The sequence below is a fragment of the Actinophytocola sediminis genome, from assembly GCF_054779715.1.
Window position 1 is genome coordinate 1 of sequence record NZ_BAAGXS010000024.1, and the last position, 19,474, is coordinate 19,474.

Genomic DNA, 19,474 nt, shown 5'->3' on the forward strand with positions numbered 1-19,474 from the left:
TCCCGCCTCCCGCCTCCCGCCTCCCGCCTCCCGCCTCGTCGGCGCCGGCGCCGACGCCGACGCCGACGCCGACGACTGCATGGTCTCGTCCGGTCGCGGCCCGTACCGACTCACGTCGAGGAGTAGCATGCCGAAGCCGTCACCAGCCCTGACCCGGCCGCAGCTCGCTCAACTTACGCGAGCCGCGCTCGACAACTCCGGCGCGTTGCTGGACGACGCCCGATTGCTCTTCACGTTCAAGCTCTGGCCACGGGCGCACGTGCTGGCGATTCTGGCGGAGGAGGAATTCGGCAAGTTCTACCTCTGCATCATGGCAGGGCTCCAACTGGAGTCAGCAGACGCTGCAACCTGGACGAAGTTCTGGAGCAAGTTCAGCGATCACCAGCCGAAGTTCGCCGCGTGGTAGCCCAGCACGTCGATGAACAGGGCGAATTCAGTCAGTGGAAGCATCTGAGGCGAGGAGTTCGGTGAGGATCTCGCTGGGTTTCTTCCAGTGGTGGGTCTTACGGGGTCGGTCGTTGATCTCGGCGGCGACGGCGGCGAGGTAGTCGACCTGTGTGGGCCGGTGACCTCAACCCAGGGTTCGACCTGCCCTACTTCGTAGAAGCGCTCGACGCGCTCCCTCGTCAGTCTGCTACCTGTGCCGCGCGTCCTCAATTCGCGCGGCGGCACGCGACAGGTCGCGTGCCGCCGTCATGATCATGTCTGCGCTACCCGGCAGGTCGCGTAGTTTGTTAGCAGCACGGTCGAGAACTGAAGCGGTGTCTGGTAGCCCGCGAAGATCTCGTCCAGCGGAGGAGAGCAGGGACGCGCTGTCCATCAGCCCGCGAAGGTTGCGGGCGGCGGAGTTGAGCATGTGGACGAGGTCCGGATCAAGGAGTTGTCGATGACGCCGAACTTGTTCCAGTTCGTCGCTCAGTTCGCGGAGAAGTGCTGCGGCTTCACGGTCGCTGCTTTCCAGGCGGTTCAGCACGGTGGTGAAGGCCTGGTCACGATCCTTTTGGGCCTGTGAGATCAGTTTAACCAGCCGGTCTTCGGTCACGTTGCGGAGTCCCTGCAACTTGTCATACTGCCCGGACTCGCGAGTGGTCTTCCATTTCGTCAGAAGGTCGATTGGGTAAATATTCTCCGCGCCTGGCTCATCGATGGTGTCGTGGTGCGGTTTGCAGAGGAACAAGAGGTTGTCGAAGCTGTCAACGCTTTCCTTCGTGATGCCCGGCATGAACCGCTCGTGGGAGCTTTCGTCCGTACGAATGTGCGCGATCTGCAGCGCCAATTTGTGTCGACCGTTGACCTTAGTGAACAGTGGTTCGGTACACACCGGCTGCCAGTAGCAGTGGCCCCTGCTGAGCAAGCTCAACGCGGCACGATCACCTCGGCTGTAGTTGCGCGGTGGCATGAATCCTCCAAGGAGCTACCAACGGAACACTCTGTGTGTACCGGAGGGGTCCGACAGTTTCCGGCCTTCTGGGCTACGGGTGGCGCCTGTCGCTGGTCCGGCGACGTACGCCGCGATGGCCGAGGCGCCGGGTCAGCGCCACCAGCCGAAGCCGAGGAACCGGACTGCTTGTCATACGATGTGGACACGTACACCACAATCTCCGATCCCACCCTCGACCAGGAACCTCGCGCTCACACGAGATGTCTCACATCAGTCTGGCAAGAGGGATGACCCCCTTACGGGGTTGGTACCACGGCGTATCCGGTGTTCCAGCCTCCGGCGATGGCGTTGGCCGTCGGCAGGCCGAGGACGCGTACCGGCTCCGTTGCGTGATCGGACGTCTCGTTGTTGCCCAGGGCGTCGCTGCGGTTTCCCCATGCCCATACGGTGCCGTCGGCACGAAGTGCGTATCCGCCGTAGGTGAAGTTCCCGATCTGGGTGATGTCCGTGAGGCCGGACACCTGTACCGGTACTCGGGACTCGCAGGTGGTTGTGGTCGGGTCGCACTCGACGCCGTTTCCGAGCTGGCCGTTGTGGCTCCGGCCCCATGCCCAGACGCTGCCGTCCTCGTGTAGCGCGTAGGTGTTGTTCATGCTGGCGGTGAGGGCATGTACGCCGACAAGGCCCGAGACCTGTACCGGGACTCGGGACATGCATGCGCTTGTGTCACACGGTTGGCCGTTGCCGAGTTGGCCTGAGTCGTTGGTCCCCCATGCCCAGACGGTGCCGTCGGTCCGCACCGCGTAGGCGCCGTTGCCGCCGCTCGCGATCGCGGTGACCTCGGTCAGTGGTACCTGGACCGGTACCGTCGTCTGTTCGACGTCGGTGCCGTCGCCGAGTTGTCCGGCGCCGTTGTAGCCCCAGGCCATTACGGTGCCGTTCTGGCGTAGTGCGTAGCCGTTGCCCCAACTGTTGGCGATCGCGATCACGTCGGTCAACCCGGTCACCTGTACCGGCACAGCGGCGTCGCGGGTCTGTCCGTTACCGAGCCTGCCCTGGCCTCCGGAGCCCCATGCCCAGACCGTGCCGTCGGACCGGAGTGCGTAGGCGCCCCAGCTGTCGCCGGCGATCGCTGTCACGTTGGTCAGGCCCAGTACTGGGACCGGAACCACCGAGCCGCCGCCGTAGCTGCCTTGGTAGGTCGTCCAGCCGTTGCCTAACCTTCCGGATCCGTTGTTGCCCCATGTCCAGACCGTCCCGTCGGTGCGCAGCGCATACCCGTTCGTATCCCCGCCACCGACGACCGCTCGTATGCCGGACAATGCCGCCACTGGTGTCGGCGTTGGTGCCCCGAACCCGAGCTCGGCCGTGCCGAGTGTGCGATCCATATTGATGTCGCCCCAGGCGTGGACGCAGTCGGCCGTACAGGGCGCGTCGGTCACCGCGAACACTCCGGTCAGGTCACCGAGGAGGTGCACGTTCCCTCTGTGGTTGTAAAGCTTCATGGCGGGTAGCTGTGCGAGCGCGACAACCGCGGCGTTGGGTGTGATCTGGCCGGGAGCGATGTTCAGGGTCGAAGCGTTCGGTTTGTACCGGAAGGGTCCCCAGGCGGTCACGTACGTCGAGGCGGTCGCGTTCAGGCCAGTGAGATTGAGGACCAGACCGGTCGTGGTCACCGGGATACCACTGCCGAGGTCCACCTCGATCTCCGCCCCCGGGCCGACCGGTCGAGTGGTGCCTCCGGTGCCGTTCCTGGTGTCCAGCACTCGTGTCGGGGGCAGCGGCAGGAAGGAGGCACCGTAGTCGGGGGTGTAGAAACCGGTGAGGTCCGCGGTGACGTGGACGCTGCCCGTGTGGTTGTACAGGCTGACCTTTCGGTTGAGTCCGAGTGCGATGGTGACGAGGTTGGGTCGGGTCTCGCCGCTGGTCACGTTCACGTTCGACGCGTTCGGCCGGGGTGCGCCGGTCGGCCAGGCGGTCACGAACGTGGCCGCGGTGACGTCGGTGACGGTGAGGTTGAATGTCACCGCGGTCGCGGAGGCGGGTATCCGGTCAGCGAAGTCGACGTCCACGGTTCCGCCAGCGCCGACCGGGACACCGTCCCAGCGGGTGTCAGTGAGCCGGCTGGCTGGCAGTGCGGTGAACTTCGCGCCGACGCCGGTGTGGTAGTAGCCGGCGAGATCGGCGAGCAGATGGGTGTTACCGGCGTTGTTGTACAGGCTCACCGTCTGGTTCGTGCCGAGCGCGACGGTCACCTGGTTGGCCCTGATCTCACCGGTGACCAGGTTGAGGCTGGAGGTGTCCGGCCTGGCGACCCCTCCCGGGAAAACTGTGACGAAGGTGGCCGCACTGGGCGTCACACCGGTTACGTTGAGCACCACCGCGGTCGCTGTGTCCGGCACGCGGCTCGAGAGGTCAAGGCTGAGACTGCCGCGAGGGCCGACGGCACCCAGATCCGCTGCCCTGGTGTCCAGCACTCGGACCGGCGCCAGCGATATGAAGGTCGACGGGCCTGCCGTCGCGGCCGGACGAGTGTGAGGCTCGGCGATCACCGGTGGACCAGCCACCAGAAGACTGACCCCCAGACAAGCGGGCAGTACGGCAAGGATGATGCGACGCATGGGAATCCCTATCAGCGACGGCCCCGACCCATGGTGATCATATAGCAACACGACCAGGAGCAGTTCCAGTACGTCGAGCCCTCGGACCGTGCCCCTGAGCGACGTTCGTCAGATCGCCGCGGTCCTTCTCGGCCAGAGCGCAGAAACACACGGCAGGTCGAGCCGCTGACCCCTGAGGTGGCCGGAGCGTATGTGGCTGAAGGAGGAGGAGAAAATCGGGAGAGTCAGCCATACGTTTAACGAAGTGAACTGCATTCAATTAACCTTGAGCTGTCCTGCATTATTCAGGGTGTTCTCTGTTCTCGCGGTTCAGGAAATTGCAAAACGATACTGGGGGTCAAGGGGTCGCAGGTTCGAATCCTGTCAGCCCGCCGGTCGTTGAGGGCCCAGTTCAGCGGGCCTTTCGCTGCCCTGGTGTCGATCTCGCTGGGTTGTCCATTGTGGTCTGATCGTGCGCGGAGAGTTCGTCGCCCCTGGTGGGCAGCTGACGAGGTATCGGCTGGCGAAGGAGAACGCGTTGTCAGCGTCCTGCGCCGCTGCGACCGCATACGCCAGAAACCTGCCGTGGTGACCGGTAAGTGCTGGTCAGGTCACTCCGTCACGGGCAGGCACTCGGCGAGCAGGTCGACAACGTCGTGCCAGGCGCGCTGCGCATGCCGTGGGTGGTATCCAACGCCGGGGAGCACGGTGTGGTCGACCGTCGGGTGGTGGAAGGCGTGCAAGGCGCCGCCGTAGACCACGAGGCGCCAGTCGACGCCCGCGGCCTGCATCTCGGCGGTGAATGCGTCCCGTTGCGCGGGCGGCATGATCGGGTCTTCGGACCCGACCCCGGCCCACACCGGGCAGCGGATGCGCGCCGCCTCGTCCGGTCGGCCGGTGGTCAGTCCGTTGACGGTCGCGATCGCGCGCAGGTCGACGCCGTCGCGCCCGAGTTCCAACGCGATCGCGCCGCCGGTGCCGTAGCCGACAGCGGCGATCCGGTCGGGGTCGATCCGCGGTTCGGCGCGCAGCACTTCGAGCGCCGCGTGGCCGATGCCCCGCATCCGGTCGGAGTCGGCGAGCAGCGGCAGGCAACGGGCCAGCATCTCCTCGGGGTCGCCCAGATAGCGGCCGCCGTGGATGTCGAAGGCAAGCGCCACGTACCCCAGTTCGGCGAGGGTGTCGGCCCGGCGGCGCTCGACGTCGCTGAGCCCCGTGCCCTCTGGTCCAAGCAGGACTGCGGGCCGGCGGTCGATACCGGCCGGGAGCGCGAGGTGCCCGATCATCGTCAGACCGTCGGCCAGGTACTCGACCGTGCGCGTGGTGATCGTCGTCATGAGACTGGACGGTAGTGATCGTCCGGCATGGTCGGGCCCGGGTTCACTGCTGGCTGAACGGTGTGGGTGTCCCGCTGGCCGCGCCAGAAACCGCTGAGAATACGGATGTTTCGGTTCTCGTGCATGGCCGCGCACAACTGGGCGGTCACGTGGAGGATGTCGTCGCCGACGGGCAGAGGGCACCGCATGGTGAACCGGTAGGCCTGTCTACGAGAACGCTCGGCGCGTAAGGCATGCTCCGGTGGGTCACTCACCCCCGTCGCGGTGGTAGATGTTCCCCGGAGGGATCTCGCCGAGTTCGAAGAGGTTGCCGTCGGGGTCCTTTCCGTACACCGAGGCCATGTCTCCCATGCGCACCGGGGACGGGTGGACGAAGGTCGCGCCGAGTCCGGTGAGCCGCTCGTACTCCGCGTCGATGTCGGTGACGTCGACGCAGAAGTGGGTGTAGCCGTAGTCGTGGGGCCGCAGCGGCCGCAACGGCTCGCCCTCGGGTGACGACCACTCGAACAGTTCGACGAAGGCGTTGCTGGTGCGCATCATCAGCACACGCGCGACCGCATCCGGCACTCCGGTCACCAGGGAGGCGACCGGAACGTCGGCGAGCTGCAACTCCTCGCCGACGACCTCGAACCCGAACGCCTGCTCGTAGAACGACCGCATCCGGTCCAGGTCTCGTGTGTGGATGCCCAGGTGGTGGATACCGCGAATCATGTTGAACTCCTGATGGAACGTCGTACGTGGAGGGTGTCGCGCGTCACCGCAGTGGAGCGAAGAACCGCACGGGTTCGTGCGCCCACGACTTCTTGAACTCGTCGCTGAAGCGTCCGAAGAGCTCGGCGGAGAGCGATCCCGTGCCGAGCATCGTCGGCAGCAGGTCCGCGAGGTTCGCGTTGTGCTCGGCCAGTGCGTTGACGTCCCGGTAGCCCTCGATGAAGACGCACTCGGACTCGTCGGCGCTCAGGTGGATCTCGTACCGCAGCGTTCCGGTGTCCGCGGTGCTGACGCGCTCCAGGCACTTCGCCGCCGCACGCGTGAACTCGTCGAGCTTGTCCTCGTGCAGCCGGAGCCTGGCCACGGCCCAGACCTCGGCCTCCCTCCCGGCTGCCGGGTCGTCCCGAGGCTGCGCGGCGCCCTCCGCGCCTCCGTCGAGCCCGCCTGTGGCTGTGGTCATCGTCTGCTCCTGTCAGGTGTCGCGTTCGTCCCGGACATCACCGATTCGTTGATAGAAACAGATCGGTGTACTTAAGCTAGTCATTCGCGGACAGCCGTGCAAGTTAAGTACACCCATCGTTACCATCGGGTGTATCGTGAGAAGATGGCTGAGCAGGAGAAAGGGCCCCTGGGGCGGCGTCGTGGCAGGGGCGCGCGTGAGCGCATCCTCAGCGCGACCGAGCACCTGTTCCGCACGCAGGGCATCAACAACACCGGCATCGACCAGCTCTGCGCGGTGGCCGGGGTGTCGAAACGCACTGCCTACCAGCACTTCGGCGGCAAGGACGCGCTCATCGCCGAGCACCTGCGACGACAGGACCCCGACGTGCTGCCGGAAGTCTTCGATCGCACCGACCTGACACCCCGGGAGCGCCTGCTCGCCGCTTTCGACTCGTCGTGGTCGGTGTCACCGGACGACGTGAGATCGCTGTGCCCGTTCATTGCTGCCGCCGTCGAGATCGACGATCCCGAACACCCGGCACGCCAGCGCGCTCACGAGTACAAGACGTCCGTAGCGGCCCGCTTCGCCGACACCGCGCGCCAGGCCGGAGCCGCCGATCCGGAAGGGCTCGGCGAACAGCTGGCACTGCTCCTCGACGGCGCCTCGGTTCGCGGCCGGGTTCTCGGCGGGGAGAGTCTCTCCACCGCGGCCGCCATCGCCGCCGTTCTCGTCGACAACGCCGTTCCCATTCCGCAGACGAGTGCGGCCGAGACGTGAGCACGACGGATGCCGTCGCCAGCGGATCCGGATCGAGGTGGGTCGTCTCCCGCCAGGCCCCGGCGCGTTCGCGGGATGCGGTCAGGGGTACCTGCCAGAAGAGCCGCCGATGAGTCTTCGTCAGTACGAGTACGCGCTGGTGGTTGCCGAGGCGGGTTCGGTGACCGCCGCCGCGGAGCGGCTTCGCGTCGCCCAACCCTCGGTGTCCCAGCAGATCCGCGCGCTGGAGCAGGAGCTGGGCGTGCGGCTCTTCGCCCGCCTCTCGACCGGTCTGGTGCCCACGCTGGTCGGCCGCGCCTTCCTGCGGGAGGCGCAGGTCGCGGTGAACGCGTCGCGACGGGCGGCCGCGGTGGCACGATCCGGCAGCGACGAGTTGACCGGTGAGCTCTCGATCGCGGTGCAGCTGGGTTTCGGCGCCCGTCAGTTGCCCGGTGCGCTGCGCGGCCTGCGCCGCCGCTTCCCGCGGTTGGAGGTCACCGTGATCGAAGAACCCAGCACCGCGGAACTGGAACGGCTCAGTCGCCGGGGCGAGCTGGACCTGGCGCTAATGGCCGCCTGCCAGCAGACCCCCGCCGACGCGCAGCGGCTCGGCCACGAGGAGTTCGTGGTCGTGCTGAGCCAAGAGCACCGCGGGCTCACCGCGAACCGGGTCCGGCTGCGCGAGTTGGCCGAGGACCCGTGGGTGAGATTCGATCGCGACAGCGCCCTGGACGGCGTCCTGCGGGAGGCGCTCGGGGAAGGTGAGCCGGCCCCGCCCCCGGTCGCCCGCGTGACGCAAACGGCGACGGCCGTGCGCTGGGCCGCCGAAGGGTTGGGAGTGGCGCTCGTCCCGGCCTCCGCGGTGCCTCGCGGCTACGAGCACCTCGTGCGACCGCTGTTCCCCGGCGTTGTCAAGCCCGTCGTGGCCGTGGTCCGTTCGGGCGCGGGTCCGGCGGAGACGTTCCTGCTCGAATCGCTCCGGCAGGAGACCTGGCACCGGGCCCCACCCCGCTCGCAGGTGTCGTGACCGGGGACCGGGGTCGCGCCGAACCCCGGCGGGCTCAACGCCGGGGGAACTCCGCGCCGTCGACGACGAGATTTCCGCCGGCGATCCAGCTCGCCCGGTCGGAGACGAGGAACAGGACCGCCTCGGCGATGTCCTCGGACCTGCCGTCGCGGCCCAACGGCACACCGGGCGCGTCGATCGAGTCCCCGTGCTGGAGTGCGAACTGCCGCCGAGTCTGCTCGCCACCGGGGGTGGCGGTTCGGCCGGGAGTCACGACGTTGACCCGGACACCGAACGGCGCGAGTTCGGTGGTCAGCCCGCGGCTGTAGTTCTCCAGAGCCGCCTTCGCCGCCGTGTAGTGCACGACCTGCGGCGGCGGCGGGAAGATCGCCGCCGAGGAGATGTGCACGATCGCCCCCGAACGCCGGTCGCGCATGTCCGGCGCGAGCAGCGCGTCCAGTCGCACCGCCGACAGGAGGTTCAGGTTCAGCACGTCCTGCCACTCCTCCTCGGAGATCGCCAGTGCGTTGTCGCTCGGGCCTGCGCCACCCGCGTTGTGCACCAGGACGTCCACGCCGCCCAGCTGTTCGCGTGCGGCAGCGGCGAGGGCCGAAACCCCGGTCGGCGTCCGCACGTCGGCCGCGACGAACGCGGCTCCCTCGGGTGCCGGGCTCGTCACCGACCCGGCGGTCGTGAGCACCTCGGCCCCCTCCTCCAGGAACCTCCGCACGATGGCGGCACCGATTCCACGGGTGCCGCCCGTGACGACCGCCCGCTTTCCCTTCAACTCCGGCCTCGCCGATCCGTGATCGATCGTCGTCATGACACCGTTCCATTCGTCATCGCATTGGCATGGACGACGACGGCGCGTGGAATTTCTTCGGATTCCGCGTTGCGCACGTCGCCAACTCGTTCAACGTAGAACGACGCGAGTCCGAAGTGCAAAGACGTGTTTCACCGGGTTCCCATAGAGAGCCTCTATGGCGCTGCGCCCGCCGACGAACTCCGTTCGTGCAGTGCGAAGCCATGCTCGACGTTGGGCGAAGTACCGAAGACCTTGAATCACGATCCAGTGACCACCGACTTCGACGTCCACTGGTTGGCGTGCCCGCAAAGTTGACCTGCGAATTGCCGCGTGGGAGAAGGAGAAAATCGGGAGATTTCAAATCCTGTCAGCCGACGGTCGTTGAGCGCCCGCTGGTCCTGGATGTTTGTCCAGGTAAGCGGGCCTTTTACGGTCAGGCCGGTCCGGGGCCGCAGTCGAGGTCGTCGGCAGGGCGTTCGCCGGTGACCAGGAACGCGGTCACCGGGTCGTCCGCACACGGATTCGGCAGGTACAGGTAGGCCAGGTGCCCGCCCTGGTCGGCGGTGATCATCCGGGCTCGGTCGCCGAACGCCGCGCGTAGTTCGCGGGCTCCGGACAGCGGGGTGGCCGGGTCGCGCAGGTTCTGCATGATGAGCACGTTGGACGGTCCGTCGTCGGTGATCTCCACAGCCGGTTCGGTCGGCTCGACCGGCCAGTACGCGCACGGGGTGATGTTGGCCCCGGCCGCGCCGAACAGCGGGTGGCTGACCCGGTCGGTCGCCACGTTGCGCTGGTACTCCACCACCGACTCGGGCCAGTCGGAGTCGTTGCACAACACGTGCAGCTGGCTGGCCAGGTAGTTCTCCACCTCGACCGCTTCCCCGGCGCCCGGCAGCGGCGTGCCGGTGTCCAACACCTGCCACAGCTGGGCAAGTCCGGGCAGTCCGGTGTCGTAGTACAGCATGCTGAACGTGGTCTGGCGGAACATCACGCCGGTGACGCCGTCCGGGCTCGGCGTGCGGTCCAGTCGGGCGCCGAGTTCGTGGTACTTCGCCTGTACCTGCGCCGGGGTCGCGCCCAGGCCGTACTTCGGGTGTGCGGCGGCGAACGCGGCGAAGTCCGGGAACCGGTCCTCCATGCCCTCGCCGAGCGCCCGCGAGTGGTTCACATCCCAGCCGTTCGGGCCGACCGCGCTGTCCAACAGCACCCGGTCGGTGGTGTCCGGGAACAGTGTGGTGTAGACCGAACCGAGGTAGGTGCCGTAGGAGACACCGAGGTAGGACGCGGTCTTCTCGCCCAGTGCCGCGCGTACCTGGTCCAGGTCCCTTGCGGTGTTCGCGGTACTGATGTGCGGCAGCACGGCCGCGCTCGCCGAGGAACCGCACTGCTCGGCGATGACCTCGACGTCCTTGGCGCGGGCGGCGACGGCGGCGTCGTCGGCCGCGTACGGCGGGATGTTGCTGGTCTGCTGCTCGGCGGTGAGCTCACAGGTCACCGGGGTGCTGTGACCGACCCCGCGCGGGTCGATCCCGATCACGTCATAGCTGTCCAGCACCGTCTGCGGCAGCCCGAGTTCACGCAGCTTGGCCGGGAATCCGAGGCCGGGGCCGCCCGGCCCGCCCGAGTTGGTCAGCAGCACACCGCGCCGCTGCGCCGGCTTCGCGCTGGCGAGCCGGGAGATCGCGATCTCGATCGTGCGGCCGCCGGGGTCGCGGTAGTCCAGCGGGACGTCGATCGTCGCGCACTCCAGGCTGGTGTCCTGCACGTCGTCCGGGCAGGCGCCCCAGGTCGGCGGCTCCGGGGTGGCCAGTGGTTCGACGGCGGCCGGTTCGGGGGCGCACGCCGCGGTGACCGCGACGGCGAGTACGGCGAGCGTGGTCCGGCGCATCGGCGACGGCCTCCTCGGGGATCGGATCGGTGGGCGGAGGCCAGCAAACAACATGCCGTAGCGGCACGATCAAGTCCGACCGCGACGGCACACCGGGCGCACCGTGGGGTTCGCTCGATAAGGTGGGCTTTCAACCCCGAAGCTGCTCAGGAGTCGCCGGTGTTGTCATGGAGTACCCGACAGCTCGCCGAGGAGGCGGGCGTCACCCTGCGCGCGGTGCGGCATTATCACGAGATCGGGCTGCTCGATGAGCCCGAGCGACGGACGAACGGTCACAAGCGGTACACCACCGTCCATCTGGCCCGGCTGTTACGCATCCGGCGGCTGGTGGAGCTCGGTTTCTCCCTGGACCGGGTACGGGAGCTCCTTCGGGAGGGCGCGCCGGCCGACTCGGAGCTGAGTGAACTGGACGACGAACTGGCCGTCACGATCACGCTGTTGCAGCGCAGGCGGGAGGAGATCGCCGCGGTGCGGCGGTGCGGGACCTCTCCGGACACGGCGAGAGAGCTGGCCGCGCTCGCGCCGGCGCGGCCGGCGCAACACCAGGACCGGGACCGGGACCTGATGGCGCTGATCACCCATCTGTACGAGCCGGCCGGGTTGCGCGAGTTCGGCGCCGTGCTGAGCAGGCACCGGGAATCGGTGGTCTGGCCGAACGAGGCCGTGGAGAACCTGCCTGCCGACGCCGACCCGGACCAGATCGCCGAGGTGGCCGAGCAGATGGTGGCGGAGATGTCCCCGTTGGTGCGCGGCGTGGACTCCGCGCCCGCCCGGGAACCGGGCGGCAGCGACGACCCGGAACGGCTGTTCGTCGACGCGCTGCGCGAGTGGTACAACCCCGCCCAGTCGGAGGCCATCCTGCAGGCCCGCCGGAAACTGGACATCGGCTTTCCCCTGCCACCCAGGAAGCCCTGACCTCCGTCCCCGCGCGCACGGAGAGCCCCGCCGCACCGTCGGCGCCCGAAACGGCAACAGCCGCGACGAGGAGACGTCGGTCCACTGGTACGGCAGGCACCTGCCAGCCGCCATGTGCGTCGGTCCACACCAGACAGAGGCGTCCAGCGACATCTGGACTCCACACTGGACGATCGACCAGCCGGACGAGTACGGCGTCGACGCCGACAACCAGTTCGACGACTCCGCCCGCGGCGGCGAGATCCCTCGTCAACGGCTGCTGGCCGAGCTTCTAGCTGAGCCCGTCGATCCGATCCGGCGCTGGCTTTGAACACTTTCGCGGCCGGTTGGCAAGTACGGGGTGAAGGGCGAGGCAGACCGAGGAGCTTCATGGCGTCAGACGCGGAACTCATCAGCGAATCGCTGAACGGCGACGGGGACGCCTTTGTCGAGGTGATCTGCCGTCACGAGGTCGCGCTCGGTGCTTACCTGGCCCGGCGGGTGGGGCGGGACAAGGCCGAGGACCTGCTCGGTGAGGTGTGGGTGGCGGCCTGGGAGTCCAGGCGAAGCTACGACCGGTCATTCGCCGATGCGCGGCCGTGGCTGTATGGCGTGGCGCTGAACAAGCTGCGGCGTCACTGGCGGTCGGATCCGGCCGAGGATCTCGTACCGGACGTCACGAACATGGCCACCTGGTGGGACCCGTGGCCTGCGGTGGACGCTCGGGTGGACATCCAGGCGCTGCTACGGGCGGCCTTGGCGAAGCTCAAGCCAGAGCAACGGGAGGTACTGACCCTCGTCGCCTGGGAGGACCTGACAGCAGCCGAAGCCGCGCGGGTGCTCGGCATACCGGCGGGCACAGCGCGCCGTCTGCTGCACGAGGCCAGGAGAGAACTGCGGAACGCGCCGGAAGTAGCCGCGCTACTGACGGTTCCCACTGGGTGAAGGAGAGCTTGTCAGCATGGATGAGATGGACATGGTCAAGCGGTTGACGGACGTGCCGCCTCTGCGGCAAGACGCGTACGAGCGGGCCAGGGCGATGTTGGGGACAGCGATGGCCACGTCCGAGAGGCCGGAAATGGTCGCGGCTCCGGCGCGGAAGAAGAGGTTCACCTGGATTCGTGACTTCCGCGCGGGTGTGGGTGTCATCGGAGTTGCCGCGGCGGTGGTGGCCGTCGTGGTGGTGGCCGCGACGCTGCAGGCCCCGTGGCCGGTCGGGCCGACCGCCGAGGCGCCCGTGGTCGAGTCCGGGCTGGTGACCCTGGCGGCTGACGTCAAGGCAAGTGGCGGCTCGTTGCCGGGCGACGCCTCGTTGGTCATCATGACCACGACCGTTCCAGGTGGACAGTCGCGCGTCAGGTACAACCTGTACACCGACAAGGGCGAGATCTTCTACGCGGAGGAGCGGAGTGCGCTCGCCGGGGTGGTCGTCCGCGGTGACAACATCGACGACGCCGACAACTCCTCGGTGATCGAGGCCGCGCGTTTCGCGGCGGGCAACGATCTCGACAAGGCCCGGGTGGGGATGATCAACGCGTCGCGCAACCCGTGGGGGGTGGGCCTGAGCCCGGCAGAGGCACAGAAGGTCTGGGACAGGTCCGAGGCCGAGTTGGCTCCGATCCTGCGGCAGAAGGGGTACCGGGGTACGCTGCCGCGGCCGCGGCCCACCGGCAAGGCGCTGGCGGACCGCATCAACAACACCCTGTGGAGCAACAGCTTCAGCGCGCTTGCCGCGGGTGCGGCCAATTCCGAGGTCCGGGCGGGCGTGCTCCGACTGATGTCCACCATTCCGGAGGTCAGTGTCACGAAGGGGACCGCCGACGGACAGCCCACGCTGATCCTGACGGCCGGATCGGCACTGTTCGGTGGGCACTCCGAATACGTGCTGGTGATCAACGCCAGGACCGGTCTGCCGATCCGCTCCGAGAACACCAGGACCACCCCGGGCGAGCAGCCGTCGCCCTCATCGACCTACGAGTCCTCCCGGGTGAAGGTCGCCGACATCGCGGTCGGCAAGTTCTGACCGAACCGGTTACGTCCACTCAGGACCGTCTGATCAGGACAAATTACCCCCCAGGGAACAGGAGAGAAATGCGGAGGAAACGCCACCTCTACGCGGTGTTGGGGTGTCTCGTGGCCATGGTCGTCAGCCTTCCCGGGGCGAGCGCCGCTCTGGCTGACCAGCCGGATCGGGTGCCGGTGGAGCGGCTGACGGACACCATGGCCGACCGAGTGGTCCGTGAGGGCACTCATCTTGGACCGACCGATCCGTCCACGCAACTCACCGCCCAGGTGTTTCTCACCGGCGACGCCAACGGCCTGGCCGACTACGCGCGCGCGGTGTCCGACCCGGCCGACCCCCGCTACGGCGAGTTCTTGACACCCGCTCAGACACGTGCCCGCTTCGGTGCCACTCAGCAACGGATCGACGCGGTCACCGCCTGGCTGCGCGGCACCGGTCTGTCGATCGGCAGGGCAAGTTCCCGGGGCGTCGTCGTGCACGGAACCGTGGCCCAGGCGGCCACCGCCTTCGGTACGCGGTTCGCGAACTACACCTTCCTGACCCAGCCGTACCGCGCGACGGTGGATCCGATCACCGTGCCCGCCGCCGTGGCAGCCGACGTTCTCGCCGTTACCGGGCTCACCGCCGGCAAGCCAGGCAAGCCCGGCACGCTGACGTCCAGCGGCCATCGCCCGGAAGCGAGGGCACTGACGTCGGACGAAGCCGCTCGCCGAGCCGATACGCCGACCAGTCCCTGCCCCGCACACTTCGGTGACACTCCGGCCACCGATCTTCCCCCCGCCTACGGGCATCCCGCCCAGTGGGCCCCGTGCGGCTACACGCCGAAGCAGGTGCGCGACGCCTACGGGATCACCGGCACCGGGACCACCGGCAAAGGCGTGACCATCGGCATCCTCGGCTCCACCTACGAGGTCAACGCCAAGGCCGATGCGAACCGCTTCGCCGAGGAACACGGCGAGCCCACCTTGGCGCCAGGTCAGTTCACCGAGTACGTCGCGCCCGGCGCCGGCACGAGCGAGGCCAGCGGCGAGTTCGCCATGAACATCCAGGCCGTGCACGCGATGGCGCCGGAAGCGAACATCGCCTACGTGGTCGGTTCCGGCGCCATGTGGGGGGACATGGTGCTGGACGGGATCGCCACCATCGTGGACCAACGCCTGGCAGATGTCGTGTCGGGCTCACTCTCGGTTGGTTACACCCCCGGCTCGGCGCCCGACGCGATCGCCGCGTACGAGCGCCTGTTCCAGGAGGCGGCCGTCGAAGGCATCACGTTCACCTTCGCCAGCGGCAACGCGGGCGATGGCCTCGTTGACGGTGTGCTGACGGTCGAGTATCCAGCGTCCAGCCCCTGGGTCACCGCGGTGGGCGGCACCACCCTGGCCATCGGCCCGCGGAACAGGTACCTGTGGGAAGTCGTCTGGGCGACCGAGAGCACGGATCTGTCCGCGGATGGCGCAAGCTGGGAGTACGCGCCACCCGGCTACCAGGGATACGCGACCGGTGGCGGCGCCAGCACCGTGTTCGGTCAACCCTTCTACCAACACGATGTCGTACCCGCGTCCTTCGCCGGTACCCCGCCGATGCGCACCGTCCCCGACGTCTCCGCCCTCGCCGACCCAGACCTCGGTCTGCGCATCGGGGTGACCGAGTACGACGTCGACGACAACCTGGGCTACACCGAGGAAAACGGTGGCGGCACCAGCCTCGCGTCCCCGTTGTTCGCCGGCGTCGAAGCCCTCATCGTGCAGGTCCACGGTCCGCTCGGCTTGGCCAACCCGGTTCTCTACGCCCGCCAGCACGAGTTCCACCGCATCCACGACAACCCGGTAGGAACCCCGGACACCATCGCATTCGCCGTCAGCGACCGCGGCTACGTCACACTCGTCACCCCCGGCCAGTACGAGAACGCCAACCTCGGGTTCGCACCCGGCTACAACACGGCAACCGGCCTCGGCTCACCAACCCGGAAACTGATCGACTCATTCCGGTCAAGGCCATAGCTCCGGTGGTGTTGGGGGAGGGTGACGGTGCCGGCCGGCCGGGAACGGATGTGGACTGCCGCACTGACTGGCGAGCGCTGTCGCCTTGATCGGGCTGCTGTCGCCGTCCGGGATGACGAGGTCCGCCCCAGGACGGCACGTCGTCCTGGATCAGTCAGCCGTATGCGCTCTATGTGCACGCTTCTGGAGGCCGTCATTGACCCGGCGGAATCGGCGGTGCTTTGGGTCGCCGCGCCTGAACCCTCGTGCGCAGGCGTTCTTACCGCAAGCATGGCTTCGTTCCCGAAGGGACAGCCCAGGTTGAGGACGGGGTAAGGGAGAGCGGCAACATGTCCTGTCGGGTGTGATAGGCCCCTTCCAGGCCAGCCGACGCTGATCAGACGGCGCTACCGACAGGACTACTCAGCGGTCCTCAATGGACTCTGTGATGCGGACGGTGTCGTCGTCCTGGATGAACATCAATTTCTTTGATTTCCACAACTACCCCCATCGGGGACACGGAAATATACACTTATGAGTGATGCGTAAGCTACAATCCTACGTCCAGAACCTATATAGACTACGAGCCATGCGCAAAACCCACGCACTGGTCCAAGTCGCGTTCGCGCTGTTGGACGACCCGGACGGCCGACACTGGGGCTACGACACCTCACGCCGCACAGGGGTCCGCGCCGGCGTCCTCTACCCCATTCTCGCCCGCATGCTCGCCGAGGGCTGGCTCACCGACGGCTGGGAGGACCCGGCCACGATCACCGACAAACGGCCGCCACGCCGGTACTACCGGCTCACCGCCGCCGGGCGCGCCGAACTGGGCGCCTTGCTCGCGGAGGCCCGGAAGAGCGCGCGCTTCGCCGCGCTCCTCCGGGTGCGGACATGCTGAACGAGCTGGTCGACGCCGTGGCGTCGGCTGGCATCCAGGTACCGGTCGCCGCGCTGATCTTCGGGCTGACCTTCGGCCTCGCTCCCGGGCTGTTGCTGCGGGTGATCGTGCTGCTGTACCCGAAGGGTGACCCACGTCGGACCGAACTGTTCGCGGAGCTGTACGACGACGAGGGCAAGCGCGCCTACCTCGAGCGAGTCGTGTGGGTGTTCGAGCAGCTCGAGCTGGCGTTGCGCGAGGGACTTCGGCTGCGCGTGGCGCTTACTCGCACGGCCAGGCGCCGTCGGCGGGCCGATCGCAGGGAGATCGCGAACCACGAGGAGCGGATCACCGCCGAGACGTTCGACTGGGCTCAGGCGGTCGTCCGCGAGCGTGCGATCACGTTCCAGAAGCGGGCGCGGCGCACCAAGGACGACGAGTCCACATCGCACTAGAAATGCTGACGCCCGCCCATTCTTCAACTCGATCTGCGCCGCCGAAGATCTCCGATCCCATCCGCCACCCGGAACCTCGCGCTCACACGAGATGTCTCACATCAGTCTGGCAAAGAGGGATGACCCCTTACAAGGGTCCATTCTCGAGCACCCGGTACCGCGGAAGTCGCGCCGCCCTACCGCGTCGGTTTGTCCGCCCACGTTGGACGCGCGGGCCACCCTCGCCGGAATACTGTTCGGGAAGCGGATCGAGAAGCGGGTCGACAGGAGCGGCTCACTGATCTGACGAGCGCGAGTCAGTGTGCCTGGTGCCCGGGGGTGACCAGGCCGGACTCGTAGGCCGCCACAACGGCCTGTGCGCGGCTGTTGAGCGCGAGCTTCGTCATGGCGCGGTTGAGATGGGTCTTGACCGTTGCCTCGCTGACGGTCAGGTCGTGCGCGATCTCCCGGTTGGTCCGTCCGGTCGCCACGACGCGGAGGATCTCGACCTCGCGGGGAGTCAGCCGCTCGATGTCGATCACCTTCGGTGCGACCAGGTGTGGCAGCGGTTGCCGGGCGTAGGCCTCGACGAGACGGCAGGTGACCGCGGGGGCGAGGAGCGTGTTGCCGGCCGAGACGGTCTGGACCGCCGCGATCACCTGGTGCGGCTCGGTTTCCTTCAACAGGAAACCCGACGCGCCCGCACGCAGTGCCGCGTAGACGTATTCGTCGAGGTCGAACGTGGTCAGGACCAGCACGCGCGGCTTGGGCTCCCTCGCCGCCGCCAGGATGTACTCGGTGGCGGTGATGCCGTCCATGCCCGGCATCCTGATGTCCATCAGGATCACGTCCGGCCGCGTCCGCGCGGCCAGCGCGACCACCTCTTCGCCGTCGGCTGCCTCACCGAGCACCTCGATCCCGGGCGCGGCCCGCATCAGCGACGCCAGCCCGGCGCGGATCAGGACCTCGTCGTCGGCGACCAGGACGGTAACCATTCCGTTCATCACAAACAGTTATACCGCAGGCGGCTCGTCATCCGCCCTGACCGGCAGGGTCAGCTCGACCACGAACCCGCCGTCCGCGCGGCCCCGCACGGACACCGTCCCCTGGTACAGCTCCGCCCGCTCGCGCATGGAGACGAGGCCGTGGCCAATGCCCGACCTGGCCACGGGTGACGGGTGTCCCGGCTCGTTCGTGACCCGCACGACGAGCCGGTCGGCGTCCCGCCCCACCACCACGTCGGTGCCGGCGAACCCGGCGTGTTTGACGACGTTGGTGAGTGCTTCCTGAACGACCCGGTAGGCGCACAGCTGCAGCCCGGATGGCAAGTCCCCCGGGTCGGCCAGGTCCAGTGTCACCGGCAGCCCGATGGATCTCATCCGATCGACGAGCTCTGGCAGGTGCGCCAGGCTCAAAGCGGTGTCTCCCGGTTCGTCGTCGGTGCGCAGCAGCACCAGTAGACGCCGCATCTCCCGCAGCGCCTCGCGACTTGTGGTGCCGATGGCGTTCACCGCGACCCGGGCGGTTGCCGGGTCGTCGTCGAAGACGTACTGGGCAAGCCCGGTCTGCACGGCGATCACCGACATGTGGTGCGCGACGACATCGTGGAGCTCTCTGGCGATGCGGACCCGCTCCTTGGTCACCGCCTGTTCGGTCCGCGACTCCTGTTCGACCCGCAGCCGCTCGGTCAACTCGGCCAACTGCCGGTTGCGCAGCGCCAACTGTCTGCCGACATTGCCCAACACCCACGCGGTCAACGGAAACATTATGGCCTCGGCGACTGCGATGTACCACAACAACGACAGCCGCAGCCCAGCGAACAACAGCACCGGCGCCAAGGTCGCGACACACAGCGCGGTGATCATCGGTGCCCGCACCGACGCCACCGTGTACAGCAGGAGGATGGGACCCCAGTAGTTGAGCCCCAGCTGGGTGTAGCCGAGCACGACAAAGACCAGCAACGCCGCGTTGCTCAGGCCGAACGCGAGCACCGGCACCAGGCGCCGCACCGCGAACGGCAGGAAGACCAGGACGGTCAACACGAGGGCGACGGAATCGGTTCCCCAGCCCAACGGTGCGTACTGGGCACCGACCACGCACGCGATCACGACCAGTGCGACGGCGACCACGAGGTCAGCGACTGGAACGTTCTTCGCCTCGGTGCCGCGCATGCGCCTCAGCATAAGTACCGCGTGCGGCGCACACGTCCTACCCACGGTGCAGGCACCTACCGCACAGGTTTGCGGCAGCGGCGTCAGCGATCGTTCAACGACGTTTCGACCGACGCCGGTGCCGAGAACCCCGAAACCCGATACCGCCGTCCACCACGAACACCGCC

Annotated in this window: 19 protein-coding genes and 1 pseudogene; 10 read left to right on the forward strand and 10 right to left on the reverse strand. The window is 67.7% G+C overall.

Annotated elements, in window-relative coordinates; translation table 11 throughout:
- Window positions 1–406, forward strand: a 406-nt coding sequence (locus ACYVIP_RS16295; protein WP_460396987.1) for an AbiV family abortive infection protein, incomplete at its 5' end; no start/stop codon positions are given.
- Window positions 407–433: 27 nt separating this feature from the next.
- Here the strand turns inward: ACYVIP_RS16295 and ACYVIP_RS16300 are convergent.
- The 6 genes and pseudogenes from ACYVIP_RS16300 to ACYVIP_RS16325 all read right to left on the reverse strand — a co-directional run.
- Window positions 434–550 (reverse strand): annotated as a pseudogene (locus tag ACYVIP_RS16300) (IS30 family transposase); the annotation flags it as partial.
- Between the two features lie 84 nt (window positions 551–634).
- Window positions 635–1,399 carry a hypothetical protein gene (locus ACYVIP_RS16305; RefSeq protein WP_460396990.1) on the reverse strand — a complete coding sequence of 255 codons (765 nt, stop codon included), beginning with the start codon at window positions 1,397–1,399 and terminating at the stop codon, window positions 635–637.
- A 278-nt stretch (window positions 1,400–1,677) separates the two neighbouring features.
- On the reverse strand, window positions 1,678–3,741 hold the full coding sequence (locus ACYVIP_RS16310; RefSeq protein WP_460396992.1) for an RCC1 domain-containing protein: 2,064 nt from the start codon (window positions 3,739–3,741) through the stop codon (window positions 1,678–1,680).
- A gap of 851 nt (window positions 3,742–4,592) precedes the next feature.
- On the reverse strand, window positions 4,593–5,318 hold the full coding sequence (locus tag ACYVIP_RS16315) for a dienelactone hydrolase family protein (RefSeq protein ID WP_460396994.1): 726 nt from the start codon (window positions 5,316–5,318) through the stop codon (window positions 4,593–4,595).
- Window positions 5,319–5,564: 246 nt separating this feature from the next.
- Complete coding sequence (locus ACYVIP_RS16320; protein ID WP_460396996.1) at window positions 5,565–6,029, reverse strand: VOC family protein; 465 nt, start codon at window positions 6,027–6,029, stop codon at window positions 5,565–5,567.
- A gap of 43 nt (window positions 6,030–6,072) precedes the next feature.
- The gene (locus ACYVIP_RS16325; protein ID WP_460396998.1) at window positions 6,073–6,489 is read right to left on the reverse strand and encodes a putative quinol monooxygenase; all 417 of its coding nucleotides are present in this window, start codon (window positions 6,487–6,489) and stop codon (window positions 6,073–6,075) included.
- 144 nt (window positions 6,490–6,633) lie between these two features.
- On the opposite strand from ACYVIP_RS16325, the gene ACYVIP_RS16330 reads away from it, so the two are divergent.
- Both ACYVIP_RS16330 and ACYVIP_RS16335 read left to right on the forward strand, forming a co-directional pair.
- Window positions 6,634–7,248: a TetR/AcrR family transcriptional regulator gene (locus tag ACYVIP_RS16330; RefSeq protein ID WP_460397000.1), complete on the forward strand. Its 615-nt coding sequence runs from the start codon at window positions 6,634–6,636 to the stop codon at window positions 7,246–7,248.
- 109 nt (window positions 7,249–7,357) lie between these two features.
- The gene (locus tag ACYVIP_RS16335) at window positions 7,358–8,254 is read left to right on the forward strand and encodes a LysR family transcriptional regulator (protein WP_460397002.1); all 897 of its coding nucleotides are present in this window, start codon (window positions 7,358–7,360) and stop codon (window positions 8,252–8,254) included.
- 34 nt (window positions 8,255–8,288) lie between these two features.
- Here ACYVIP_RS16335 and ACYVIP_RS16340 read toward each other — a convergent pair whose 3' ends face one another.
- Together ACYVIP_RS16340 and ACYVIP_RS16345 are read right to left on the reverse strand one after the other, a co-directional pair.
- Window positions 8,289–9,056 carry an SDR family oxidoreductase gene (locus ACYVIP_RS16340; protein ID WP_460397004.1) on the reverse strand — a complete coding sequence of 256 codons (768 nt, stop codon included), beginning with the start codon at window positions 9,054–9,056 and terminating at the stop codon, window positions 8,289–8,291.
- 415 nt (window positions 9,057–9,471) lie between these two features.
- The gene (locus ACYVIP_RS16345; protein WP_460397006.1) at window positions 9,472–10,926 is read right to left on the reverse strand and encodes an alpha/beta hydrolase; all 1,455 of its coding nucleotides are present in this window, start codon (window positions 10,924–10,926) and stop codon (window positions 9,472–9,474) included.
- A gap of 159 nt (window positions 10,927–11,085) precedes the next feature.
- On the opposite strand from ACYVIP_RS16345, the gene ACYVIP_RS16350 reads away from it, so the two are divergent.
- The 7 genes from ACYVIP_RS16350 to ACYVIP_RS16380 all read left to right on the forward strand — a co-directional run bounded on the left by ACYVIP_RS16350 (window position 11,086) and on the right by ACYVIP_RS16380 (window position 17,157).
- Complete coding sequence (locus ACYVIP_RS16350) at window positions 11,086–11,841, forward strand: MerR family transcriptional regulator (protein ID WP_460397008.1); 756 nt, start codon at window positions 11,086–11,088, stop codon at window positions 11,839–11,841.
- Between the two features lie 112 nt (window positions 11,842–11,953).
- A complete protein-coding gene (locus ACYVIP_RS16355; RefSeq protein WP_460397010.1) occupies window positions 11,954–12,151 on the forward strand; it encodes a hypothetical protein in 198 nt (65 codons plus the stop codon).
- Window positions 12,152–12,210: 59 nt separating this feature from the next.
- Entirely contained in the window at window positions 12,211–12,765 is a 555-nt protein-coding gene (locus ACYVIP_RS16360; protein ID WP_460397012.1) for an RNA polymerase sigma factor, read from the forward strand.
- A 16-nt stretch (window positions 12,766–12,781) separates the two neighbouring features.
- Window positions 12,782–13,843: a hypothetical protein gene (locus ACYVIP_RS16365; protein WP_460397015.1), complete on the forward strand. Its 1,062-nt coding sequence runs from the start codon at window positions 12,782–12,784 to the stop codon at window positions 13,841–13,843.
- Window positions 13,844–13,911: 68 nt separating this feature from the next.
- Entirely contained in the window at window positions 13,912–15,843 is a 1,932-nt protein-coding gene (locus ACYVIP_RS16370) for a S53 family peptidase (protein ID WP_460397017.1), read from the forward strand.
- A gap of 568 nt (window positions 15,844–16,411) precedes the next feature.
- Window positions 16,412–16,723, forward strand: a complete 312-nt coding sequence (locus ACYVIP_RS16375; protein ID WP_460397019.1) for a PadR family transcriptional regulator — start codon at window positions 16,412–16,414, stop codon at window positions 16,721–16,723.
- Window positions 16,717–17,157: a hypothetical protein gene (locus tag ACYVIP_RS16380; protein ID WP_460397022.1), complete on the forward strand. Its 441-nt coding sequence runs from the start codon at window positions 16,717–16,719 to the stop codon at window positions 17,155–17,157. Before ACYVIP_RS16375 ends, ACYVIP_RS16380 begins: the two co-directional genes overlap by 7 nt.
- A gap of 296 nt (window positions 17,158–17,453) precedes the next feature.
- On the opposite strand, the gene ACYVIP_RS16385 is transcribed toward ACYVIP_RS16380, so the two are convergent.
- Both ACYVIP_RS16385 and ACYVIP_RS16390 read right to left on the reverse strand, forming a co-directional pair.
- Window positions 17,454–18,140, reverse strand: a complete 687-nt coding sequence (locus tag ACYVIP_RS16385; RefSeq protein WP_460397025.1) for a response regulator — start codon at window positions 18,138–18,140, stop codon at window positions 17,454–17,456.
- Between the two features lie 9 nt (window positions 18,141–18,149).
- Window positions 18,150–19,307, reverse strand: coding sequence for a sensor histidine kinase (locus tag ACYVIP_RS16390; RefSeq protein WP_460397027.1), 1,158 nt, complete (start codon window positions 19,305–19,307; stop codon window positions 18,150–18,152).
- Window positions 19,308–19,474 lie beyond the last annotated feature (167 nt).

Coding starts and splice junctions, on each gene's coding strand:
- ACYVIP_RS16385 (WP_460397025.1), bottom strand. CDS start 18,140: ATGAACGGAATGGTTACCGTCCTGGTCGCCGACGACGAGGTCCTGATC.
- ACYVIP_RS16315 (WP_460396994.1), bottom strand. CDS start 5,318: ATGACGACGATCACCACGCGCACGGTCGAGTACCTGGCCGACGGTCTG.
- ACYVIP_RS16375 (WP_460397019.1), top strand. CDS start 16,412: ATGCGCAAAACCCACGCACTGGTCCAAGTCGCGTTCGCGCTGTTGGAC.
- ACYVIP_RS16355 (WP_460397010.1), top strand. CDS start 11,954: ATGTGCGTCGGTCCACACCAGACAGAGGCGTCCAGCGACATCTGGACT.
- ACYVIP_RS16390 (WP_460397027.1), bottom strand. CDS start 19,307: ATGCGCGGCACCGAGGCGAAGAACGTTCCAGTCGCTGACCTCGTGGTC.
- ACYVIP_RS16320 (WP_460396996.1), bottom strand. CDS start 6,029: ATGATTCGCGGTATCCACCACCTGGGCATCCACACACGAGACCTGGAC.
- ACYVIP_RS16305 (WP_460396990.1), bottom strand. CDS start 1,399: ATGCCACCGCGCAACTACAGCCGAGGTGATCGTGCCGCGTTGAGCTTG.
- ACYVIP_RS16330 (WP_460397000.1), top strand. CDS start 6,634: ATGGCTGAGCAGGAGAAAGGGCCCCTGGGGCGGCGTCGTGGCAGGGGC.
- ACYVIP_RS16380 (WP_460397022.1), top strand. CDS start 16,717: ATGCTGAACGAGCTGGTCGACGCCGTGGCGTCGGCTGGCATCCAGGTA.
- ACYVIP_RS16325 (WP_460396998.1), bottom strand. CDS start 6,489: ATGACCACAGCCACAGGCGGGCTCGACGGAGGCGCGGAGGGCGCCGCG.
- ACYVIP_RS16370 (WP_460397017.1), top strand. CDS start 13,912: ATGCGGAGGAAACGCCACCTCTACGCGGTGTTGGGGTGTCTCGTGGCC.
- ACYVIP_RS16335 (WP_460397002.1), top strand. CDS start 7,358: ATGAGTCTTCGTCAGTACGAGTACGCGCTGGTGGTTGCCGAGGCGGGT.
- ACYVIP_RS16365 (WP_460397015.1), top strand. CDS start 12,782: ATGGATGAGATGGACATGGTCAAGCGGTTGACGGACGTGCCGCCTCTG.
- ACYVIP_RS16340 (WP_460397004.1), bottom strand. CDS start 9,056: ATGACGACGATCGATCACGGATCGGCGAGGCCGGAGTTGAAGGGAAAG.
- ACYVIP_RS16360 (WP_460397012.1), top strand. CDS start 12,211: ATGGCGTCAGACGCGGAACTCATCAGCGAATCGCTGAACGGCGACGGG.
- ACYVIP_RS16345 (WP_460397006.1), bottom strand. CDS start 10,926: ATGCGCCGGACCACGCTCGCCGTACTCGCCGTCGCGGTCACCGCGGCG.